We start from the raw sequence: 21,073 nt of genomic DNA on the forward strand, positions 1-21,073 counted from the left end.
CACTACGCTACCGCGGCGGAAGGGGCGCACCGTCGAGGGAGCGTTCCTCGATGAGCTTCCCGCCCAGGATCCGCTCGACAGCGGCCCGGCCGAACAGCGACGAGCCCTCGATCGTCTCGTCGTCCGCGCTGGGGATCTCCTCGACATACTGGGGCGCCCCCTGGGCCGGCGGCTGCTGGGCGGACTGCTGCTGCACCGACTGCTGCGCGGCCGCGCTGCGGCTCAGCCGCTCGTACATGCTCAGCTTCCGGCCGCCGTCGCCCCGCCCGGACCCTGCGGGGGAGGCCGGTGCGGGGGAGGGGGCCGATGGGGGGGATGACTGGGGCGGCTGGGCTGCTGCAGGGGCGTACGACGGCGCCGGGTCAGGCTCCGCGGTCGGCCTCGCCTCTGCCGGGGCCTGGGCGCCGCCGGATCGGAGGTTGGGCTCCGTGCCCACGGTCCACACGCCCGGCGAGGTCTCCTTGGCGTACGACCACGGATCACCGGCCGAGGTCTTGGTTGGCCCGGGCGTTGCAGTGCCCGCGGCTTCCGGGGCGCTCGGAGCGGCGCTGTGGTCCGGGGCGGTGCTGCGCGAGCGGCTCGGGGCGTAGCCCTCGTCCTCCGGGTACGGGGCGTCCCAGTCGCTCGGAGGCTCCTCGTCCGAGTACGGGATGTCGTCGTAGGGGGTCGGCTCGGCGGCGGGGCGGCGGGCGGGTGCTGCTGCTGGCGCCGGCGCCGGCGTCGATGCCGGGGTGGGGGCGGCAGCCCGCGAGGGCTCCGGTGCCGGGGGTGCCGCCGGCCGACCCGCGTCGGCGCCAGCTGACGAGGGCGTGGACGGTGCCGACAGCGCGGGCGGTGCCGCCCCCGTGGATGGCTGGGAGGCCCCTGGGGAGGATTGGACGGCCGGTGCCGAGGCCCGGGACGGCTCCGCGACCCGGGCGGATCGCGTCGGTTCGGCTGTCGGGGTTGGAGAGGGGGCCGGCGCCAGACCCCAGGCGATGTCCGCGGCCGAGGGAGCTGCCACCGGTGCAGGAGCAGGAGCCGCCTCGGGCTGGGCAGCCCTGCCCGCGGTGGCGTGGGGCGCTGCAGCCTGAGCCCGCGGCGCCTGGGCGGAGGGTCCCTGAGCCGGCGTGGGTCTGCCGGGTTCGGGCACACTCGTGCCCGGGGGCGGGTCAGCCGGCGCTTTTGGGCGCTGGTCGCCCCCCGCCGTCGGCGCGGTTCCCGGCCCGTTGCCCCCGGTCACGGCGTCGATCTGGCAGTCGACCCCGATCACGTCCTGGATGGCCTTGCGCAGGTTCTCGGAGTGGTCGCCGCGTGTGAACGCCGAGGCCAGGCCCGAGGTCCCGAAGGCCAGGGCGAGTGTTCGGCCGTCGTACCCCGCGACGGATGCGTTCGGGCCGACGAGGGCCCACGTGCTGCGCTTGACCTTCGCGAGCGCGTCGAGGATCTCGGGCCAGGCGCGGCGCACCATCTCGACGCTCCCCGCGCCTCCACCCTGCGCCGAGGTCACCCCGTGTGGTGCCGAGGTCACCTCCTGTGGTGTCGAGGTCACCCTGTTTGGTCCCGAGGTCACCCTGTTTGGTCCCGAGGAAGACGGCGTCGGCTCGGTGGCACGCGGTTCGGCGGCAACGGCTGTTGGTCGTTCGGCCACCGGCGCCGTCGCGCGCGGCTCCGCTTGCCGTCCGTTCCGTTCGGGTACGGCCGGCGCCTTCTGCCCATCGGCGCCCCGCAGTTCGGCGGCGGGCGCCGGGGCGGCAGGTGCCTCAGCAGCCGGCGCTGGGGCGGCAGGTGCCTGGGCGGCGTGAGCCGGCTCCGCGCCGTCGTGCGCGAAGGAGAGCCGACGCTCGAGGCGGTCGACGCGGGCAGCCCAGCCCCGCTCGTTCGCATCGGCGGCCGGGAGCATGAGGCGGGCACAGAGGAGCTCGAGGTGGAGGCGGGGCGACGTGGCCCCGGTCATCTCGTTGAACGCCTCGTTGGTGACGTCGGCGGCACGCGACAGCTCGGCAGCACCGAGGTTCTGCCCCTGCACGCGCATCCGCGCCAGCTGGTCGGCGGGGACTCCGCGGAGGATGGACTCGGCGGCGTCGGGCAGCGCCTGGACGATGATGAGGTCGCGGAACCGCTCGAGCAGGTCCTCGACGAAGCGGCGCGGGTCGTGGCCCGTCTGGATCACACGGTCGACGGCGCGGAACACCGTGCCGGAATCGCCCGCAGCCATGGCATCCACGACGTCGTCGAGCAGCGCCGCGTGGGTGTAGCCCAGGAGCGCCACGGCGAGCTCGTAGTCGATCCCGTCGGTCCCGGCGCCAGCCATGAGCTGGTCGAGCACAGACAGGGAATCGCGCACCGACCCGCCGCCGGCTCGGATCACGAGGGACAGCACCCCGGGGGCCACCGTGACGTTCTCGGCGGCGCACAGCTGCTCGAGGTACGCCAGCAGCGGCTCCGGCGGCACGAGGCGGAAGGGATAGTGGTGCGTCCGGGACCGGATGGTGCCGATGACCTTGTCCGGCTCCGTGGTCGCGAAGATGAACTTGATGTGCTCCGGCGGCTCCTCGACGATCTTCAGCAGCGCGTTGAAGCCCGCCGAGGTGACCATGTGGGCCTCGTCGATGATGAAGATCTTGTAGCGGTCCCGGACCGGGGCGAACGTGGCGCGCTCGCGGAGGTCGCGCGCGTCGTCGACGCCGCCGTGGCTCGCCGCGTCGATCTCGATCACATCGAGGGACCCGGCGCCGCCGCGCGCGAGTTCGACGCAGCTCGGGCAGACGCCGCACGGGTCCGGTGTCGGGCCCTTCTCGCAGTTGAGGCAGCGCGCCAGGATGCGCGCCGAGGTGGTCTTGCCGCAGCCGCGCGGGCCGGAGAAGAGGTAGGCGTGGCTGATGCGGTCCTTGCGCAGCGCCGTCATGAGCGGCTCGGTGACGTGTTCCTGCCCGATCACGTCCTTGAACGTGTCCGGCCGATACCGGCGGTACAGGGCAGCTGGAGCAGTCACAGAGAGAACCCTACCAATCAGGACCGAGGCCCGGCCCGGGTTATCCACAGGTACGAAAAGGCCCCTCATGCACCCGCCAGAGCCCACCTACCCTTGCTACCTTCCGGTCCTGGGGGAGTTCAGCAGGATGACGCCACATGAGGGGCTGCAGACCATCTTAGCGGAGTTGGGCCGATGCCTCGAATCGGCCGCTCAGCTGGTCGCGCTCGGGCTCGGGCTCGGGGTGGCAGACGGCGAGGGCGAGCCCTTCTGCTGGGCCTTCGCGGGCGCCTTCTGGATGGCCTCGGCCGCCTTCTTCACGGAGTCGCCGTAGGTCCCGTCGAGTGCGCGGTCCTTGACGGTCTGGGCGTCCTTCACGGCGTCTCCCGCGGGCGCGTCGGCGAGCGTCTTGAGATCCTGCTGCAGCTTCTCGGGCACATGCTTGAACACCGCTGGATGCCGGGTGAGCGCCCGGGCCGCGCGCTGGGCGTGCTGTCCGTACTGGTCGCTCCCGTCCTGCCGGATCACGACGGCGAGCACGCGCCTCAGCGCGACCCGCGCCAGACGCTGGGCCCCCGGGCCCGGATGCCCGGAGGCCGACGGCGACGGTGACGGGGTGGACGCCGCAGCGGCGGGAGCCACCGACTGGGGCGCCGTGCTCGCGAAGGCCGCAGCTGTCCCGCCGCCGGCGAGCAGGGCTGCCGTGAGCGCAGCCGCGGCCCCTGCCTTCCAGGGTCGGCGGGAGCGTGTGGAGTGGTCTGTCGTCGGGAGCATGGTGGTGCCTTCCGTTCTGGGGGTAGCGGCTGATTCGCGCCTCATGCAGCCCATGGTTCCCCGCGCCGGCAAGCGCCGGGTTCGCTCCATGTTCGGGGACTGTAAAGTCTCGCGGCCGTCCGGGAAGGCAGGGGCGAGCGCGCGCCGTCGTGCGCTTGAATGAGTCTGTGGAGGAGCGCAGGCAGAGCGCAGGCGGTGAACGCGGGCTCGTGCTCGTGGTCGAGGACGAGGCCGCCATTGCCGACCTGGAGCGCCTGTACCTCACGCGGGCCGGGTACGGCGTGCACGTGGAGCGGGACGGAGCCGCCGCGCTCGCCCGCGTCCGGCAGCTGCGGCCCGTGGCCATCGTGCTCGACGTCGGGCTGCCCGGCCTGGACGGGGTGGAGGTCTGCCGCCGGCTGCGCGAGGAAGGCGACTGGACTCCCGTCATCTTCGTCACCGCGCGCGACGACGAGGTGGACCGCGTGCTCGGCCTGGAGCTCGGCGCCGACGACTACCTGACCAAGCCGTTCTCGCCGCGCGAGCTCGTGGCCCGGGTCAGGGGCATCCTGCGCCGGGCGGCGGGCCCGCAGGCGCCGCCCGTCCTGGCGGTCGGCCGCGTCCGGCTGGACCTCGGACGCCGCACCGCCGAGGCCGACGGGCGGCACGTGGCGCTCACGGCGATGGAGTTCGACCTCCTCGCGTACCTCATGTCCCAGCCCGGGCGGGTGTTCAGCCGCGAGCAGCTCCTCGCCGCCGTCTGGGGGCAGGCGGACTACGGCGGGGGCCGCACCGTGGACGTCCATGTGGCGCAGCTGCGGGCCAAGCTCGGCGAGGCGAGTCCCCTGCGCACATCGAGGGGAGTCGGCTACAGCGCGGCGGACGAACGGCCCCGGGCGCCATGAGGCGATGGCTGCGCTCGCTGCACGCGCGCGTCACCCTCGTCATGGCCGTGGTGGCCGCGATCGCCACGGTCGTGGCAGGCCTCGTCGGCGCCCAGCTCATCCGCTCGGCAGCCGTGGACCAGGCCCGCACCGACCTCGCCCGGGCGGCGACGGCGCTGAGCGCCTCGGGAAACGTGACGGACCTCGCCTCCCTCAGGGAGCAGGCGTTCGGGGAAGCCGGGCGGATCGCACTCGTCCAGCCGGACGGGACCGTCTCCGGTGCGGGGCGCCGGCTCGTGAGCCCGGAGGTGGTGAAGAAGGTCCTCGCCGGCCAGTCGGTGTCCCAGGCGGAAACCGTGCTCGGCGTGCCCGTGGTGGTCGAGGCGCGGCCGATTGCCGCCGGGGGCGGGCTCGTGCTCGCCGAGCCCGTCTCGGCCGTCACGCAGGCTGCCGGGCCGCTCGTGGCGCGGCTCCTATGGGCGCTGCTGATCGGGCTCGCTGCGGCGGTCCTGGGCGGGGCGCTCGTGGCACGATGGGTCGCCAGGCCGCTCGTGCGGATGGCGGGGGCGGCGCGGCGGCTCGCGGGCGGCGAGCGGGGAGTGGCGGTCGACGGCGGCGGCCCGGCGGAGATTGCGGAGGTCTCCAGGGCGCTCGCAGGCCTTGACGCCTCGCTCACGTCCAGCGAAGCCCGTCAGCGCGAGTTCCTCCTGTCCATCTCCCACGAGATGCGCACCCCGCTCACGGCGCTGCAGGGCTATGCGGAGGCGCTCGCGGACGGCATCATCCCGCCGGCCGAGGTGCCCGGCGTCGGACGGACGCTCGCGGCCGAGACGGAGCGCCTGGACCACTTCGTCCGCGACCTCCTCGAGCTCGCCCGGCTCGAGGCCGACGACTTCCGGATCGACGCAGCGGAGGTCGACGCCGCCGAGGTCCTCCCAGCCGTCGTGGAGGCGTGGCGCGGCGTGTGGGAGCCGGCGGGAGTCGCGGTGCGGGCGGAGGTGTCCGGACCGCTGATCGTCTCCACCGACCCCCGGCGGCTGCGCCAGCTGCTCGACGGGCTCGTCGAGAACGCCCTCCGGGCCGCACCCCGGGGCGCGCCCGTGGTGCTCGCAGGGCGGGAGGAGGGCGGCGCCGTCGTGCTCGAGGTGCGCGACGGCGGCCCCGGGCTCAGCGACGAGGACCTTGCCCGCGCGTTCGACCGCGGCGTCCTCCGCGACCGGTACGCGGGGGAGCGGAAGGTCGGCACCGGTCTCGGGCTCTCGATCGCCTCCCGGCTGGCGGCCCGGCTCGGCGGGCGGCTCAGCGCCGGGAGGGCGCCAGAGGGCGGGGCCGCGTTCTCGCTGAGGCTTCCGCGCGCGTGACGCCTCGGGCCCGATTCGGCACACGGCGCACAGTCGGGTATTCTGGAGCCTGCTCTTGATGAGCAAGCCTGGAGGATTCGCCTAGCGGCCTATGGCGCACGCCTGGAACGCGTGTTGGGTTAACAGCCCTCGGGGGTTCAAATCCCCCATCCTCCGCGCATGTGGAAGCCCCCGGTCCTCGGACCGGGGGCTTCCTTTCTCCCTCCCACCGGCATGGTGCGAAATTCACAGGTTTGGCCGGGCGGCCATGGTCTTTCGGCCCCTGTTCAAGAAGCCCTCGGGTCACGCACAATGAATCGTGCGTCAGCCGGGGGCGCTTGTATACCGGTAGCGCCGTCGGGGCGGCGCGGCGACTGATTGGGGAGTCCGAACACCATGCTCCGAGCCTCTGCTCACCGTGCCACACGCCTCCGCGCCCGCTCCGCTGGCGTGCTCCTCGCGGCCCTCAGTTCGATAGCGCTTGCTGCGACGCCTGCCATGGCATCCGACGTCCTCCCCATCATGGCCGATCCGAACGCCTCGGTCAGCTTCTACCGCACCGACGTGCTCACGGTCGGCGCCGGCCAGAGCACCGGCACCAGCCCCAGCGGCCCCGTCAACGTCGCCTCCGTGGATCTCCACCGTCCCGAGGCGGGCAAGCTCTACGCGCCGCTCGAGACCCTGGTCCCGACCTCCGGGTTCGGGTACCGCACCAGTCCGCTCACGCGCACGGCCGGCGAGTTCCACTGGGGGCAGGACTTCGCAGCCGCCTGCGGCACGCGCGTGTACGCGGCCGACGCCGGCGTGGTGCGGGCCGCTGGCTGGCACCCCTGGGGCGGTGGGAACCGGGTCGAGATCGACCACGGCAACGGGATCATCACGACCTACAACCACATGCTCGGTGCAGCAGTGAAGACGGGTGAGACGGTGCAGGTCGGGCAGGTGATCGGCCTCGTCGGCTCGACGGGCTCGTCGACGGGCTGCCACCTTCACTTCGAGACGATCCGCGACGGGCAGCACGTGGACCCGATGACGTTCACGTTCATCCCGATCGCGCAGATGGCTGCGCTCGGCTCCGTGGTCATCACGGACTACACTCCCAAGGACGGCCAGTCCACGAACGAGCGCCAGAACTGGGCGATCCCCGCGCAGGCCGCCGAGCCGACCCCCGGCGAAGTGGTGGTCCCGGCCCCGACCGCCCCGGCTCCACCGCCGCTCGTCGACCCGACCCCGACCGGCTCGCCTGCCGCGCCGCCGTCGTCCACGACCACCCCGGCGGCGCCCGCCCCGGCACCGGCCCCCGCCCCGGCGCCGGCTCCCGCGCCGGCACCGGCTCCCGCGCCGGCTCCGGCTCCCGCGCCGGCTCCGGCTCCGACCGAGACCACGGCACCGGCGCCGACGCCGACGCCCACACCAACACCGACACCGACTCCGACTGCGGTGGCGCCGAGTCCGACTCCCACGGCTACCGCCGCACCGAGCACCACGACCACCACGACGACGACCACGACGGCCCCGCAGCCGACCGCCACGGCGACGCCCACTCCCACGCCGACCAAGTAGCCACCGGAGCGAAGGTCCGCCCGACCCGCGCACCCTCCCCTAGACTCGGTCGGGTGAGCCTTACTGACATTGCCCTGATCCTCAACGACGGAACCGAGACGACGTTCGGCAGCTTCGCCGGACGGGCTGTGCTCGTGGTGAACGTCGCCTCCAAGTGCGGCTTCACCAGGCAGTACGACGGTCTCGAAGCGCTCTACCGCCAGTACCGAGAGCGCGGGCTCGTGGTGCTCGGGGTGCCGTGCAACCAGTTCGCCGGGCAGGAGCCGGGCAGCGACGCCGAGATCGAGGAGTTCTGCCGCGTGAACTTCGGCGTGACCTTCCCGCTCACAGCCAAGTCCGATGTCCTCGGCAAGCACCAGCATCCGCTCTACGCCGCCCTCACGGGCTTCCCGGCAGGGTATGACCTCGGCGAGAAGGTCAAGTGGAACTTCGAGAAGTTCCTCGTCGACCCCGAGGGCGAGGTCGTCGGCCGCTTCCGCTCCGCGGTCGAGCCGGACGCTCCCGAGCTCGTCGCTGCGATCGAGGATGCCCTCCCCGCGACGGTCTCGGCCGCCTGACGACAGGGGTTCACGCGCCGCCGCCCCCGGCCGCCCCCGGCCGGCCCTGGCCCGGCCCGGCCCTGGCCCGGCCTCTGGCCCGGCAGCCGCAGCAGGCCTTGCGGCCTCACGGCGCCCAGGCGCGTGAGACGGCGTCGAGCCCGGCGTTGTAGGCGGCGTCCCAGTCGGCGTCGGGCGGCGCGATGCCTGCGAGTTCGAGGCTCACGAGGCCATGGACCTGGGCCCAGATCACTGCCGCCACGTCCTCGAGGGAGGCCTGCCTCATGCTCCCCTCCGCCTGTGCTGCCGCGATCGACCGGCGAAGCGGCTCCATGGAGCCGTCCGCGGTCTCCGGATCCGCCACGCATTCCGCATAGGAGGCCAGCGCTCCTCCGAACATGAGCCGGTAGAGCGCGGGATGCGCGAGCGCCCACTCGCGGTACGCGATCCCGAGAGCCGGGAGGCCGCCGTCGGCCGCCGCCCGCTGCGCATCGCCGAACGAGGCGAACCCGCTGTCGATGACGGCGGAGAGCAGCTCCGACTTGCCCCCGAAGAGCGAGTACACCGCCGTGGTCGAGGTTCCCGCGGCGGCCGCGACCTGCCTCAGCGTCACCCGCGCGGGGCCCTCCCGGTCCACAAGCTCGGCGGTGACGTCGAGAAGGCGGGAACGGAGCACGCTGTCGTGCAGGACGGGCCTTGCCATGCCCTCAGTGTATTCATAACGTTGTTACGTAACGCAGTTACAAAACCGAGTTGCAGAACGTTCTGAGCAGACAGCGAGGGCAGGGCCATGGCACAGGAGGTCTTCCCCGGCCGGTACACGGCCGCGACGGACGGAGACATCACGGTCTTCCTCATCGGGATGCGGGCCAACCGCTGGTGGAAGCTCGGGCCGGTGCTCCGCGTCGCGTCCGCAATGCCGCGGATGCTCGGGCACCTCGAGCGGGCCCCGGACGCCGGGATGCTCGCGTGGCACCAGTGGCTCGGCCGCACCACCCTGCTCGTGAGCTACTGGAAGAGCCCGGAGCACCTCCATCGCTTCGCAGCCGACCGCGACGCCCCGCACCTCAAGCCCTGGCGCGACTTCATGCGCACGGTGGCAGGCACGGGCGACATCGGCGTCTGGCACGAGACCTATCAGGTGCCCGCATCCGGAATCGAGGTCGTGTACAACGGCATGCCGGCATTCGGCCTCGCCCGGGCCACGCGGCACGTGCCCGTCACCGCCGGTCTCAACACCGCGCGGCAGCGGCTGCGTGCGCAGAGGGCAGGCTGACGCACGACGGCGAGTGGCCGGCGTCGTGCTTCAGGGGTGACCTCGCGCTCACACGGGGTGACCTCGCGGTCAGAGGGGGTGACCTCGCGGTCAGACGGGGTGACCTCGGGCTCAGACGGGGTGACCTCGGCGGTCAGTCGGCGAGGGCCAGCGAATCCCGCCACCGGGCGAGGAAGGCGAGGCCGGCGTCGTCGTGGATCACGTCGTCGTCGAGGCCCAGGTACGCCGCGGTGAGGACCTCGTAGGGCTTGGCGGGGACGCCGTCGGAGGGGCGGACGTCCACGTGCGAGACGACGTGGTCGTTGTGGTGCAGCCAGTCCGCCATCGCGTAGTCGGTGCGGGAGTCGCCCACGGTGTACCAGGCGGCGGGGACGATGCTGTCGCGGCGCAGGAGTTCGCACGCGCGGGACGCCCCGAGGTCCTTGCCCAGACGCACGGACTCGATGTCGGTGGAGATGATGGTGGGGTCCACGCGGTAGTCCACTGTGTCGTCGCTGCCGGGCACGTGGTGGTCCAGACGCACGACCCCGAGGTCGTGCCTGCCCATCGCAGCCATCGCGTCGGCGTCGAACAGCTCCTGCTCGGCGCGGTAGTCCGCGTTCGAGACTTCCACATGCTGCTCGACGGAGACCATGGCCCGCTTCGTCTCGTCGAAGAACATGTGGGCGGAGTACTTCTCGGCGACGAGCGTCCGGATGTCGTCCGCGAAGGCGTCAGGCACCGCGAGGCTGTGGTCCACGTGCACCACGCCCGGTCCCTGGGCGGTGAACGAGAACCACGTCGCGCCCTTCTCGCAGATCGCGTGCACGGTGAAGCCCGAGGGCATCCCGGCCGCGAGCATGGGCTCCATGACCTGTTCGCGGATGAACGCGTCCGAGCGGCCGGTGTTGAAGATGATCGGGATGCCTGCCGTGCCGAGCTCGCCGAGGAGCCTGATGATCTCCGGCTTCACGTCACGTGTCGCGGGGCTCGCGATGGGGCCGTCGACGTCGAGCAGGAGGGCGAAGGCGGGCGTGGTCTCCATGCCGCCATTCTTCCATTGGGGCCTTCGGCGCAAGAATCCGCCTGCCGAGATGACGGGCCCCCGCGAGGCCCACGGGGCGGGTAACCGTTTGGCCACAATGCCCCGGCCGCTCCCGGCCCGGCTCCCCCCGGAGGCGGTGCGAGCCTAGTCTTGAGGCGTGATTTTCAAAGCGGTGGGCGAAGGACGTCCGTACCCCGACCATGGCTACACGTCCCCCAAGGACTGGGCTGCGCTGCCCCCGCGACCGGTGCGCCTCGACGAGCTCGTGACGACGAAGAGGACCCTCGACCTCGAGGCGCTCCTGGCCGAGGACTCCACCTTCTTCGGCGACCTGTTCCCGCACGTGGTGCAGTACAAGGGCGTCCTCTACCTCGAGGACGGCCTCCACCGCGCGGTCCGCACGGCACTGCACCAGCGCACCGCGATCCACGCCCGCGTCCTCGACCTGGACTCGTGAGCAGACGATGGCACGCAAGCCGAAGGACCCGACCGTCTACCACGGACACCACGTGGTCAACGGCCGCCAGCTGCGCGAGCAGTTCCGCGAAGACCCCGAGGGGCTCCAGGACCCGTCCCGCATGTGGCGGCGGGTCCGGCACGGTGTGGCCATCGCCCTCCTCGCGCTGATCGTGGTCTTCGGCGCGGGCACCGCCTGGGCCATCCTCTCCGGCTACCTCACCATTCCGCAGCCGAACGCCCAGCCGGCCCTGCCGGCCTGCCCCACCGGGACCTACGACTACGTCCCCGCGGACCAGATCAGCGTGAACGTGCTCAACGCGGCATTCCGCGAGGGCCTCGCACGCCAGGTCGCCGACCAGCTCGCGGCGCGCAAGTTCGTGATCAAGGACGTGGGGAACGCGACCTATCCGACCGAGGCCGCCGCCGTGATCCGTGGAGGCATCGCGGGGGAGGCCGCCGCGTTCACGCTCCAGCGCAACGTCCCCGGGAGCATCTACGTGCGCGACGGTCGCAGCGACGCGAGCCTGGACCTCATCCTCGCCCCCGGCTACAAGACCCTGACCGACGCCGCGCTCATCGACCAGACTCCGGGCACCATCACCTGCGACCTGCCGACGTCGACGGCGACGCCGCCGGTCCGCTAGCACCCCGCACCGGCCTGCCCTCCGCGTCGAAGCGCGCGCCGACCCCGAGCTGGATGAAGCGCACGGTGGCGGCCGTGCGGCGCTCCGCCTCGTCGTCGTGCGCCGCACCCTCCTCCTCGCGGCCCCGGTCCGCGCTCGCGGTGAGGGAGCCGTGCACGAGCCCCACCAGCTCGTCGACGTCGGCCTGGGGCAGGTAGCCCTCCGCCATCGCGTCCTGGAGGATCCCGGTCAGGAGCATGTTCAGCTCGCCCACGTGGTCGCCGAGCTTGGCGAAGGACGACGGCGAGAGCACGGCCCGCATGGCCGGCCCCGGGGGAAGGTGGCGGCGGGAGAGGTCCTCGACCTGGGCGCGGATGTACACGGCCAGACGGTCGATTGGGTTTTCGAGCCCGGCCAGCTGGGCCTTGAGCTCGGCGAGGAAGCGGCCCGTCTCGTCGAGCGCGTACCCGATGAGGAGTTCCTCCATGTCCGCGTAATAGTTGTACACAGCCGTGCGACCGACGCCGGCCTGCCGCGCGACGTCCGTCATGGTGAGTCCCGGGAGGCCCCGCGTGAAGAGCAGCTCGCCGAAGGCGTCGAGGATCCTGCGCTGCGTCAGGGCTCGCTGGGCTGCATTCGACTCGGCCTGGATGCGGGGCATACTCACATTTTACGTCGGTGTGTCACCAAAAGTGCGGCTGAGGGGCCATGTGGCGCGGCGCCGGGCCAGTGGGCGCGATTGACACAGTGGGTGAGGTCCGACACACTGAACCGGTGCCGCCCCCGGGCTGCGCTACAAGTCAATAGGCCGATGATCTGCGGCGGGAGAGTCCTGCCGGTGCAGCCAGCGGGTGCCGTAGGAGCAAATCCTCCCCAGGAATCTCTCAGGCCCACGTACCGCCGCGGTGAGGCAACTCTGGAAAGCAGCCCGCGCAGAGCGGGCTCACCGACGGTGCAAAGCGGCGACAGCCGCGGAAACTCTCAGGTTCATGACAGAGCGGGGAGGACAGCCATCCATGCCGGGCCCAGTCCCGGCCAGACCTGGGAGTCCTCCATGACGAGACAGACGCTCACCGCGCCACCGCGCACCTCCGCTTCCACCGAGCCCCTTCGGACCCGCCTCGAGATCGTGCCCACCGAGGAGATCGTTCCCGCGATCGCCACCACGGTTCCCCAGGGCACCGCCCTGACGGTCACCTGCCTCCCGCACCATGGGATCGAGGCCACGGCCCAGGCCGCGGTCCGCCTGGCCGGCCTCGGGTACAGCGTTGTGCCCCACCTGGCGGCGCGGAGCATCGTAGACCGCTCCCGGCTCGCGAAGACGCTGCGCGACTTCGAGTCCGCGGGGATCGAGGAGGTCTTCGCGATCAGTGGGGACGCCGTCCGCCCCGCCGGCCCGTACGCCACCTCCCTGGACCTCATGGAGGACATCGCGGACCTCACCGGCGGGCGGCTCGCGATCGGCATCGCCGGGTACCCCGAGGGCCATCCCCAGCGCACCGCCGTCGAGCTCCTCGACTCGCTCCTCGCCAAGCAGCACCTCGCGGCCAACGTGGTCACGCAGATGTGCTTCTCGGCGCCCGCGATCACCGCCTTCGCCGCGCTCCTGCGGCAGGAGGGCCTGGACCTGCCGGTGTGGGCCGGGGTCCCCGGCCGCGTCCCGCGCGCGCGGCTCATCTCGCTCGCCGCCAAGATCGGCGTGGGCCCGTCGCTGAAGTTCATCAGCCGCAAGGGACCGCTGGCCCGCAGGCTGCTGAGCGGCGACGCCTACTCGTCGGAGCGGCTCATCGGCGAGCTGTCGGCGTCCCGCGCGGGGCTGGCCGGCATCCACCTCTTCACCTTCAACAACCTCGGTCTGGTCTGAGGGGACGGCGAACATGGCCTACGCACCCAGCATCGCGCGCGTCGCGCGCCACTCCTGGCACGAACTGCGCCGCGGCGCCCTCGTCCACATCACCGCCCACGGCGAGTACATCGGCCCGGGAACGGTCGACGGCGCGAGCCGCGACGGCTCGGTCCTCTGGATCCAGTTCGGTGGCATCGAGGGGCGCCGCATGTTCCACAGCAGCGACGACGTGGTGATCGCCGTCGGCTCGCGCCCCTCGCGGTAGCCCCCCCATACCTGGGGACACACAGAAGGCGGGCACGACGGCGGAGGCGAACCCGCGCCGTCGTGCCCGCGTTCCGCGCGCAGCGGCTTCCGTCAGGCCTGGTTGCTGAAGGCGGCGTCGAAGGAGGCGGTGGAGGGGGCGAAGTCGAACTTCTTCAGGGCCGCCAGGGCCTCGGGCGCCCCTATGAGCCGGTCCATGCCGGCGTCCTCCCATTCGACGGAGATGGGGCCGGTGTAGCCGATCGCCGTGAGGGCGCGGAAGCAGTCCTCCCACGGGACGTCGCCACGGCCGGCCGAGACGAAGTCCCAGCCGCGGTGGGGGTCGCCCCAGGGCAGGTGCGAGGAGAGGATCCCGGCCCGGCCGTTGCCCATCCGCATCCGGGTGTCCTTGCAGTCCACGTGGTAGATCCGGTCCGCGAAGTCGGTGATGAACGCGACCGGGTCCAGGCCCTGCCACATCATGTGGGAGGGGTCCCAGTTCAGCCCGAAGGCCTCGCGGTGGCCGATCGCCTCGAGCGCCCGCCGGGTGGAGAAGTAGTCGTAGGCGATCTCGGAGGGGTGGACCTCGTGGGCGAACCGGACGCCGCACTCGTCGAAGACGTCCAGGATCGGGTTCCACCGGCCGGCGAAGTCCTGGTAGCCCGCCTCGATCACCTCGGCGGGAACCGGCGGGAACATCGCCACGTACTGCCAGATCTTCGACCCGGTGAACCCGACAACCGTGTCCACACCGAGGGCTCTGGCGAGGCGGGCGGTGTTCTTGAGGTCCTCGGCGGCGCGCTGGCGCACGCCCTCGGGGTCGCCGTCGCCCCAGACGGCGGAGCCGACGATGGCCTGGTGGCGGAAGTCGATCGGGTCGTCGCACACGGCCTGGCCCTTGAGGTGGTTCGAGATCGCCCAGAGCCTGAGACCGTGGCGCTCGAGGATGCCGAGGCGTTCGTCGATGTAGGCCGCATCGTCCCAGCGGGCGGCGTCGAGGTGTTCGCCGGAGACGGCGATCTCGAGGCCGTCGTAGCCCCAGCCGGCCGCGAGCTCGGCGACTTCCTCGAGCTTGAGGTCGGCCCACTGGCCGGTGAACAGGGTGAACGGGCGGGGCATCGTGATCTCCTTCAGTTCTCGCGGCAGGGGTAGGCCGTGTCAGACCTGGACGGTGATGGATTTGGCGGCGGCGGATTCCTCGATGGCGGCCAGGACGCGCTGGACCTGGAGGCCTTCGTCGAAGGAAGGGGAGGGGGCGGTGCCGTCGCGGATCGCGGTGAGGAAGTCGCGGACCTGGTGGGTGAAGGTGTGCTCCCAACCGATCATGTGGCCCTGGGGCCACCACGCGCCGGCGTAGGGGTGGCCGGGCTCGGTGACGACGATGCGGCGGAAGCCCTGTTCCTCGGCGGGGGCGGTGGCGTCGAGGAACTCGAGCTCGCCGAGGCGCTCGAGGTCGAACGCGATGGCCCCAGCCGAGCCGTAGGCCTCGATGCGCAGGGAGTTCTTCCGCCCGGTGGCGGCGCGGGAGACCTCCACGGAGGCCACGGCCCCGGAGGCCAGGGACAGGGTGGCCCAGGCGGCGTCGTCGACCGTGACGTCCTCGGGCCCGTCGGGACCTGGGCGCTGGGCGGTGAAGGTGTGGAGCCGGCCGGAGGCCTCGGTGACGGTGTCCCCGGTGAGGTACTGGACCTGGTCGATGGCGTGGGAGGCGATGTCGCCCAGCGCGCCGGACCCGGCGGCCTCCTTGCGCAGGCGCCAGGTCATGGGGGCGTTCTCGTCGGCGAGCCAGTCCTGGAGGTAGGAGGCGCGGACCTCCCGGACGGTGCCGATGCGGCCGGCGGCGATGAGCTGGCGGGCGTAGGCCAGGGCCGGGACGCGGCGGTAGTTGAACCCCACCATGGAGACGATTCCGCGGGCCCGGGCAGCGCGGGCGGCCTGGGCCATCCGCTCGGACTCGGGCAGGGTGTTGGCCAGGGGCTTCTCGACCAGGACGTGCTTGCCGGCCTCGAGGGCGGCCACCGCGATCTCGGCGTGGAGCCAGCCGGGGGCGCAGATGTCCACGATGTGCACATCGTCCCGGGCGATCACCTCGCGCCAGTCGGTGGCGGACTCGGCCCACCCGTACCGTGCGGCGGCCTCGGCGACCTCCTCGGCGTGGCGGCCCACGAGGACCTTCTGCTCCACGGCCGGGACATCGAAGAACGCCCCCACGTTCCGCCACGCGTGAGAGTGGGCCTTGCCCATGAACGCATACCCGATCACCGCCACACCCAGGGTCGGCTGGGGCTGGGCCATGGCCTGCTCCGATTTCACATGTACTCCTTCAGTTCGGGTGTCCGCGGCCTACTTGACGGCGCCGGCGGACAGGCCCGCGACAAGGTGCTTCTGCACCAGAATGAATCCGATGAGGACGGGAAGCGAGACCACGACGGATGCGGCCATGAGCTGGTTCCAGAACACGTCCGATTCGCTCGCGTAGGACTTGAGCCCCAAGGACAGCGTCTTGGTCGACTCGTTCGTCAGGACGGAGGCGAAGAGGACCTCTCCCCAGGCCGAGATGAACGAGTAGACCGCCACGGCGATGATGCCCGGCTTCGCGACGGGGAGGATGACCCGGACGAGGGCGCCCATCCTGCCGGTGCCGTCGATCATGGCGGCCTCCTCGAGCTCCTTCGGGATCGAGGCGAAGTAGCCGGTGAGCATCCAGATCGCGAACGGCAGGGTGAACGTCATGTAGGTGATGATCAGGCCCAGGTACGAGCCCTGGAGCTGGATCCCGGTGATGTTCCGGATCTGCGTGAAGATCAGGTACAGCGGCAGCAGGAAGAGGATTCCGGGGAACATCTGGGTCGAGAGGACCACAAGGCTGAACGGGCGCTTGCCCCTGAAGGGCAGCCGCGCGATGGCGTAGGCGGCGAGGACCGCGACCGTGACCGAGAAGACCGTGGCGCACGTGGTGATGATCAGGCTGTTCTGGAAGTACTTGGCCAGGGGGACCGTGGACCAGATGTCGATGAACGGCGCGAGCGTGACCTCGCGCGGGATCCACTGGAACAGCCCGGAGACGTCCTTGAGGGGCTTCAGCGAGGTCGAGACCACCACGTAGAGCGGGATCGCCACCCACAGCGAGAGGAACGTCAGGACGACGGCGCGCAGGATGCGGAAGTTGCGGGTCTCAATCATTCTCGTTCCCCTTGGGAAGGACCATGCGGATGTAGAACACGGAGGCGATGAACAGGGCGATGAGGAGGAGGACGCTCATGGCCCCGCCGAGGCCGAAGTTCCAGCTTCCGAACGAGTTCTGGTAGATGAGCGGCGAGACCAGGGTGGCTTCCTTGGGCGACGCCGCCCCGAAGAGCACGAAGGGGATGTTGAACTGGTTGAACGTCCACAGCGACATGACGAGCAGGAGGACGCCGTTGGCCGGCCGGACCATCGGGAGCGTGATGGTGCGGAACTGCTGCCACAGGGTCGCGCCGTCGATCGAGGCCGCCTCGTAGACGTCGTTGGGGACGTTCTGCAGGGCTGCCAGGAGCATCAGGAACGCGAAGGGCCACAGCTGCCAGATGTTCACGACCACCATCGCGCCGAAGGAGTTCTGGCCGAGGAGCCAGAACGGCCGCTCGTCCCCGAAGAGGTGGAGCGTGTCGACGAGGATCTGGTTCACCGCGCCGTCGCGCTGGTTGAACATGAAGGCCCAGGCGATGGTGCCGACGTAGGCCGGGAGGGCGTAGGGGACCAGGAAGAAGGTCCGCAGGAGGCCGCGGCCCTTGAAGTTGGAGGTCAGGAACACCGCTCCGGCCATGCCGAGGGCCCACGAGCAGCCCACCACGAGCACGGTGTACAGGAGGGTCCGGCCCAGGGTCGAGAAGAAGGCCTGGCCGATGGTGCTGTCGGGGTTGAGGCCGTTGACGAAGTTCTGCAGGCCCACGAACGGGGCCGCGAGCCAGTTGGTGAGGTTGAGCTGGTTGAGGGAGATGAACGCGATCCACACGCCCAGGAGCATCGGGCCGATGTGGATGAGCAGCTCGAGCAGCGCTGCCGGGGCGACGAGGCCGTACGGCAGGAACGACCGGCGACGGCGGCGGGGAGCGTGGGCGGGCGACGGAGCCGGCTCGCGCTCGCTGCCCCGCTTCGTGGAGGGCATGGTGGTCTGCGACATGGAGACTCCTCGGGCGGGGTGCGGGGCCTGGCGGCCCCGCACCTGCGCTCATGGCTACTGGGCAGCAGCCATCTGGTTGTTGGCGTCGGTCAGTGCGGACTTGATGTCCGCCTCGCTGACGGAGCCCGTCGCCGCCTTGGCGAAGAGGCCCTTCATCGCCGTGCCGTTCAGGGTCTCCATCTGGCCTTCCTTGGCGATGAGCGGCATCGGCTTGGCGTGGTTGGCCAGGGCGTCCTGCTTCGCCTTGACCTCTTCCGTCTGGAAGGCCGGGTCCTTGTCGGTCACGCCGTTGACCACAGGCAGGGACGAGAAGGCCTTGTTGAGGTAGGCCTGCTCGTCGTCGCTCGTGAGCCAGCCTGCGAGCTTGAACGCGTTGTCCTTGTTCTTGCTGTTCTTGAACACGCTGATGTTGATGCCGGCGACGTGGCTCTGCGTGCCCTCGTCACCCGTGGCCCCGGCGGTCATCATCGGGACCGCCGCAACGCCCCAGTCCTTGAAGTCGCGGGCGGTGAAGTTCTTGATCGGGCTCTGGTCGAACATCATCGCGGCCTTGCCGTTGATGAGGTTGTCCACCTTCTGGGCGCCGTCGACAATCTCGGCGTCGGAGGGCGCGATCACCTTGTCCGTGGCCATGAGGTCGATGAACTGCTTGACACCCTTGAGCTGCTCGGCGCTGTCGAACGTCGGCTTGCCGGAGGAGTCGAAGAGCTCGCCGCCGTTCTGGAGGCCGCGGACGAATGCCTGGTGCGCGTTCTGCTGCACCGAGGCGCCGGCAACGGTGAAGCCCCACTGGTCCGGCTTGCCGTCTCCGTTGGTGTCCTTCGTGAGCTTCTTCGCGTCGGCCACGAACTCGTCCCACGTGGCGGGGGCCTTGTCGATCCCCGCGGCCTTGAAGAGCTTGGTGTTGTAGTACAGGTTGTAGGCGAGGCCGTAGATCGGCACCGAGGTGGGGGTCTTGCCGGGGGCGCCGCCGGTGGACCAGCTGGACTGGACGAAGCGGTCCTTGCCGCCGACCGCCTCGAGGAGCTTGCCCTCGACCGGCTCGAACGCCCCGGTCTCCTGGAGGGTCACGGCCCACGTGTTGCCGATGTTGAGGACGTCGGGGCCGTCGCCGCTAGTCACGGCGGTGAGGATGCGGTTGTACAGGTCCGGCCAGCCGATGACCTCGAGCTTGACCTTGACGCCGGTCTTCTCCGTGAACCGGTCGAGGGACGGCTTGAGCTTCGCCGCGGTGTCCTCGATGCTGTTGCCCTGGTTCGACGCCCAGTAGGTGATGGTGTCGCCTGAGGCGTTTCCGCCTCCGCCGGATCCGCCCGAGCCGCAGGCCGCGAGGCCCATGGTCATGGCTGCCGCGGCTGCGACGGCGGAGAGGAACTTGAGTGGTTTCTTCATCGTTGCTCCGGTTCTCGTCGTTGAGTCAGTGGGGAGTGGGCTGCCGGCGGCACTAGGCGCCGAGGGTGGGGGCGGTCGGGTCCCAGTCCTCGGGGAGGGCGGGCGCGGCAAGGGCACTGCTCTCGACGTCGACGAAGCTGCGCGTCTCGATCGATTCGGCGATGGCCACCATGGCGTCGAGCACGTGGAACGCGAGCTCGCCCTGGGCGCGGTGGGGGCGCCCCTCGCGGATCGCCCGGGCCATCTCGAGGACGCCGGCACCGCGGCTCGCGGTCGAACCGACGCTCGGGACCGTGGTCCAGTCCTCCTCCCCGAGGCGGCAGATGCGGATGTCGCCGTCGAACATGTTCGGGTCGGGGAGCGCGATCGTGGCCTCCGTGCCCGCGATCTCGACGAAGCCGGCCCGCTTCAGCGCCGAGTCGAAGCTGAAGACGCTCTGGGACGACGTGGCGCCTTCGAACTCCGCCATGGCGCTCACGTGCGTGGGAACCGTCACGGAGAACTCCTCGCCGGCCTTGGGGCCGGAGCCGATCACGCGGATGTCCCGGGACCTGGAGCCGAGGGCGGCGACCCGCTTGATCGAGCCGAAGACCTGGACGAGGGTCGTGAGGTAGTAGGGGCCGATGTCGAAGAGCGGGCCCGCTCCCTCCTGGAAGAGGAAGGCGGGGTTGGGGTGCCACGACTCCGGTCCGGGGGACTGCATGAGCGTCAGCGCGGTCAGCGGGGTTCCGATGTCGCCGCGCTGGATCATGCGGAACGCGGTCTGCAGGCCGGCGCCCAGGAACGTGTCCGGAGCGCATCCGAGGCGGACGCCCGCGGCGTCGGCCGCCTTGAGGAGCGCCTTCCCGCTCTCCCGGTCCAGGGAGAAGGGCTTCTCGCTCCACACGTGCTTCCCGGCCTCGACGGCGAGGGTGCCCACCTCCACGTGGGCCGCGGGGACCGTGAGGTTCACGACGATCTCCACCTCGGGGTGGCCGATCACTGTGTCCACGCCCCCGTGCACGGGGATGCCGTACTCCCCGGCGCGCGCCTTGGCCGCCTCCGGGAAGATGTCGCCGATGGCCAGCACCTTCACGTCGGGGAAGCTCGTGAGGTTGTCCAGGTACTGCTTGCTGATGAATCCCGCGCCGATGACGCCGACGCCGACGGGTCCCCGCGCGCTCATGCCTGGACCTTCCCGGCCGAGACGAACCCGAAGCTCTGCTCGACGGCGTCGAACATGTCTCCCCTGAAGTCGTCGAGCTCGACGACGGCTGCCTCCAGTGCGGTCGCCGCGCCGATCACCTCGAACACGGGGATGCTGCCCTGGCCGAGCGGGAGCTGGTCCGAGGGCTCACACGTGACGGGGCCGTCCTTGATGTGGATGAACTTCACGCGGTCGCCGAGCCGGCCCAGCAGCTCCACCGGGTCCTGGCCGCCGACCGCTGCCCAGTAGGTGTCCAGCTCCAGGACGACCTCCGGGTCGAGGTGGTCTGCGAGGTGCTCGAGGGGAGTGCGGCCCTCGATCAGGTCCTCGATCTCCCACCAGTGGTTGTGGTAGCCGACGCGGAGGCCGTACTCCGAGGCCTTCTTCGCAGCCTCGTTGAGCTGCCGCGCGGTCTCCTTGATGCTCTCGAGGTCCTTCCACCGCTCGGCGGGGACATGGGGGTCGATCACTGTGCCGATCCCGAGGTCACGGGCGGCGGCGAGGATCTCGTCCTGGTCTTCCTGCAGCAGCGGAGCGTGGCCCGACGGCGCAGTCAGTCCGTTCTCCGCGAGCGCGGCGCGCAGCTCCGCGGCCTTCGCGACGAAGCGGTAGGGCTCTACCTGCGTGAAGCCGATCTCGGCCAGACGCCTGATGGTGCCGGGAAGATCCTCTTCGAGGGATTTCCGCACGGTGTAGAGCTGGATCGAAAGTGACACTGTCTCTCCTCGTGGGTGGGGACGGTGGGCAGTCGTCGCGGTCGGAGGTGCGCGGCGAGTGAGCTGCCTCACAGCAAACCTAGGAGTGCTTTTGACGAACGTCAAGCAAAAGATCTC

General features: G+C 71.0%; 21 protein-coding genes, 1 tRNA gene, 1 other RNA gene and 1 riboswitch. Of the genes, 10 read left to right on the top strand and 13 right to left on the bottom strand.

Annotation, left to right across the window (positions count from 1 at the left end):
• Window positions 1-7: 7 nt before the first annotated feature.
• The 3 genes from CGQ25_RS01415 to CGQ25_RS01425 all read right to left on the bottom strand — a co-directional run bounded on the left by CGQ25_RS01415 (window position 8) and on the right by CGQ25_RS01425 (window position 3,727).
• Window positions 8-2,974: a DNA polymerase III subunit gamma and tau gene (locus CGQ25_RS01415; RefSeq protein WP_208711475.1), complete on the bottom strand. Its 2,967-nt coding sequence runs from the start codon at window positions 2,972-2,974 to the stop codon at window positions 8-10.
• Between the two features lie 53 nt (window positions 2,975-3,027).
• Window positions 3,028-3,124, bottom strand: an RNA gene (gene ffs / locus CGQ25_RS01420) — signal recognition particle sRNA small type.
• Window positions 3,125-3,166: 42 nt separating this feature from the next.
• Entirely contained in the window at window positions 3,167-3,727 is a 561-nt protein-coding gene (locus CGQ25_RS01425) for a hypothetical protein (RefSeq protein ID WP_208711476.1), read from the bottom strand.
• Window positions 3,728-3,894: 167 nt separating this feature from the next.
• On the opposite strand from CGQ25_RS01425, the gene CGQ25_RS01430 reads away from it, so the two are divergent.
• From CGQ25_RS01430 to CGQ25_RS01450, 5 genes are all read left to right on the top strand, one after another.
• On the top strand, window positions 3,895-4,611 hold the full coding sequence (locus tag CGQ25_RS01430; protein ID WP_304442228.1) for a response regulator transcription factor: 717 nt from the start codon (window positions 3,895-3,897) through the stop codon (window positions 4,609-4,611).
• A complete protein-coding gene (locus CGQ25_RS01435) occupies window positions 4,608-5,951 on the top strand; it encodes a HAMP domain-containing sensor histidine kinase (RefSeq protein ID WP_208711477.1) in 1,344 nt (447 codons plus the stop codon). Before CGQ25_RS01430 ends, CGQ25_RS01435 begins: the two co-directional genes overlap by 4 nt.
• 70 nt (window positions 5,952-6,021) lie before the next feature.
• A tRNA-Ser gene (locus CGQ25_RS01440) sits at window positions 6,022-6,107 on the top strand.
• A 321-nt stretch (window positions 6,108-6,428) separates the two neighbouring features.
• Window positions 6,429-7,493: a M23 family metallopeptidase gene (locus CGQ25_RS01445; RefSeq protein WP_208711478.1), complete on the top strand. Its 1,065-nt coding sequence runs from the start codon at window positions 6,429-6,431 to the stop codon at window positions 7,491-7,493.
• Between the two features lie 53 nt (window positions 7,494-7,546).
• Window positions 7,547-8,050: a glutathione peroxidase gene (locus tag CGQ25_RS01450; RefSeq protein WP_208711479.1), complete on the top strand. Its 504-nt coding sequence runs from the start codon at window positions 7,547-7,549 to the stop codon at window positions 8,048-8,050.
• 106 nt (window positions 8,051-8,156) lie between these two features.
• Here the strand turns inward: CGQ25_RS01450 and CGQ25_RS01455 are convergent, their stop codons facing one another.
• Window positions 8,157-8,732, bottom strand: coding sequence for a TetR-like C-terminal domain-containing protein (locus CGQ25_RS01455; RefSeq protein WP_255405495.1), 576 nt, complete (start codon window positions 8,730-8,732; stop codon window positions 8,157-8,159).
• Between the two features lie 87 nt (window positions 8,733-8,819).
• Here CGQ25_RS01455 and CGQ25_RS01460 point away from each other — a divergent pair, with 87 nt between their 5' ends.
• On the top strand, window positions 8,820-9,305 hold the full coding sequence (locus tag CGQ25_RS01460) for a DUF4188 domain-containing protein (protein ID WP_208711480.1): 486 nt from the start codon (window positions 8,820-8,822) through the stop codon (window positions 9,303-9,305).
• Between the two features lie 133 nt (window positions 9,306-9,438).
• Here the strand turns inward: CGQ25_RS01460 and CGQ25_RS01465 are convergent, their stop codons facing one another.
• Window positions 9,439-10,329 (bottom strand): hypothetical protein, encoded by an 891-nt coding sequence (locus CGQ25_RS01465; RefSeq protein WP_208711481.1) that lies wholly within the window; start codon window positions 10,327-10,329, stop codon window positions 9,439-9,441.
• A gap of 157 nt (window positions 10,330-10,486) precedes the next feature.
• Here CGQ25_RS01465 and CGQ25_RS01470 point away from each other — a divergent pair, with 157 nt between their 5' ends.
• Both CGQ25_RS01470 and CGQ25_RS01475 read left to right on the top strand, forming a co-directional pair.
• The gene (locus CGQ25_RS01470) at window positions 10,487-10,786 is read left to right on the top strand and encodes a type II toxin-antitoxin system VapB family antitoxin (protein ID WP_208711482.1); all 300 of its coding nucleotides are present in this window, start codon (window positions 10,487-10,489) and stop codon (window positions 10,784-10,786) included.
• Between the two features lie 7 nt (window positions 10,787-10,793).
• Window positions 10,794-11,432 carry a LytR C-terminal domain-containing protein gene (locus CGQ25_RS01475; protein WP_208711483.1) on the top strand — a complete coding sequence of 213 codons (639 nt, stop codon included), beginning with the start codon at window positions 10,794-10,796 and terminating at the stop codon, window positions 11,430-11,432.
• On the opposite strand, the gene CGQ25_RS01480 is transcribed toward CGQ25_RS01475, so the two are convergent.
• A complete protein-coding gene (locus CGQ25_RS01480) occupies window positions 11,386-12,072 on the bottom strand; it encodes a TetR/AcrR family transcriptional regulator (RefSeq protein WP_208711484.1) in 687 nt (228 codons plus the stop codon). The two genes, CGQ25_RS01475 and CGQ25_RS01480, sit on opposite strands and share 47 nt — an antisense overlap.
• Before the next feature lie 151 nt (window positions 12,073-12,223).
• Window positions 12,224-12,321, top strand: a riboswitch (glycine riboswitch).
• A gap of 144 nt (window positions 12,322-12,465) precedes the next feature.
• Between CGQ25_RS01480 and CGQ25_RS01485 the strand changes: the two genes are divergently transcribed.
• Both CGQ25_RS01485 and CGQ25_RS01490 read left to right on the top strand, forming a co-directional pair.
• On the top strand, window positions 12,466-13,275 hold the full coding sequence (locus CGQ25_RS01485) for a methylenetetrahydrofolate reductase (protein WP_208711485.1): 810 nt from the start codon (window positions 12,466-12,468) through the stop codon (window positions 13,273-13,275).
• Window positions 13,276-13,288: 13 nt separating this feature from the next.
• On the top strand, window positions 13,289-13,522 hold the full coding sequence (locus CGQ25_RS01490; protein ID WP_208711486.1) for a hypothetical protein: 234 nt from the start codon (window positions 13,289-13,291) through the stop codon (window positions 13,520-13,522).
• Window positions 13,523-13,614: 92 nt separating this feature from the next.
• Here CGQ25_RS01490 and CGQ25_RS01495 read toward each other — a convergent pair whose 3' ends face one another.
• Genes CGQ25_RS01495 through CGQ25_RS01525 form a run of 7 tightly spaced genes read right to left on the bottom strand, consistent with a single transcriptional unit; the run spans window position 13,615 to window position 20,956 of the window.
• A complete protein-coding gene (locus CGQ25_RS01495) occupies window positions 13,615-14,619 on the bottom strand; it encodes a sugar phosphate isomerase/epimerase (RefSeq protein WP_208711487.1) in 1,005 nt (334 codons plus the stop codon).
• Between the two features lie 39 nt (window positions 14,620-14,658).
• The gene (locus CGQ25_RS01500) at window positions 14,659-15,795 is read right to left on the bottom strand and encodes a Gfo/Idh/MocA family protein (RefSeq protein ID WP_208712809.1); all 1,137 of its coding nucleotides are present in this window, start codon (window positions 15,793-15,795) and stop codon (window positions 14,659-14,661) included.
• 48 nt (window positions 15,796-15,843) lie between these two features.
• Entirely contained in the window at window positions 15,844-16,683 is an 840-nt protein-coding gene (locus tag CGQ25_RS01505; protein ID WP_208711488.1) for a carbohydrate ABC transporter permease, read from the bottom strand.
• The gene (locus CGQ25_RS01510; RefSeq protein ID WP_208711489.1) at window positions 16,676-17,662 is read right to left on the bottom strand and encodes a carbohydrate ABC transporter permease; all 987 of its coding nucleotides are present in this window, start codon (window positions 17,660-17,662) and stop codon (window positions 16,676-16,678) included. The genes CGQ25_RS01505 and CGQ25_RS01510 overlap by 8 nt, the downstream gene beginning before the upstream one ends.
• A gap of 54 nt (window positions 17,663-17,716) precedes the next feature.
• Window positions 17,717-19,054 carry an extracellular solute-binding protein gene (locus tag CGQ25_RS01515; RefSeq protein ID WP_208711490.1) on the bottom strand — a complete coding sequence of 446 codons (1,338 nt, stop codon included), beginning with the start codon at window positions 19,052-19,054 and terminating at the stop codon, window positions 17,717-17,719.
• 52 nt (window positions 19,055-19,106) lie between these two features.
• The gene (locus tag CGQ25_RS01520; RefSeq protein ID WP_208711491.1) at window positions 19,107-20,219 is read right to left on the bottom strand and encodes a Gfo/Idh/MocA family protein; all 1,113 of its coding nucleotides are present in this window, start codon (window positions 20,217-20,219) and stop codon (window positions 19,107-19,109) included.
• Window positions 20,216-20,956 carry a sugar phosphate isomerase/epimerase gene (locus CGQ25_RS01525; protein ID WP_208711492.1) on the bottom strand — a complete coding sequence of 247 codons (741 nt, stop codon included), beginning with the start codon at window positions 20,954-20,956 and terminating at the stop codon, window positions 20,216-20,218. The genes CGQ25_RS01520 and CGQ25_RS01525 overlap by 4 nt, the downstream gene beginning before the upstream one ends.
• Window positions 20,957-21,073 lie beyond the last annotated feature (117 nt).

The sequence above is a fragment of the Sinomonas sp. R1AF57 genome (assembly GCF_002224485.1).
GTDB classification, from domain to species: domain Bacteria; phylum Actinomycetota; class Actinomycetes; order Actinomycetales; family Micrococcaceae; genus Sinomonas; species Sinomonas flava.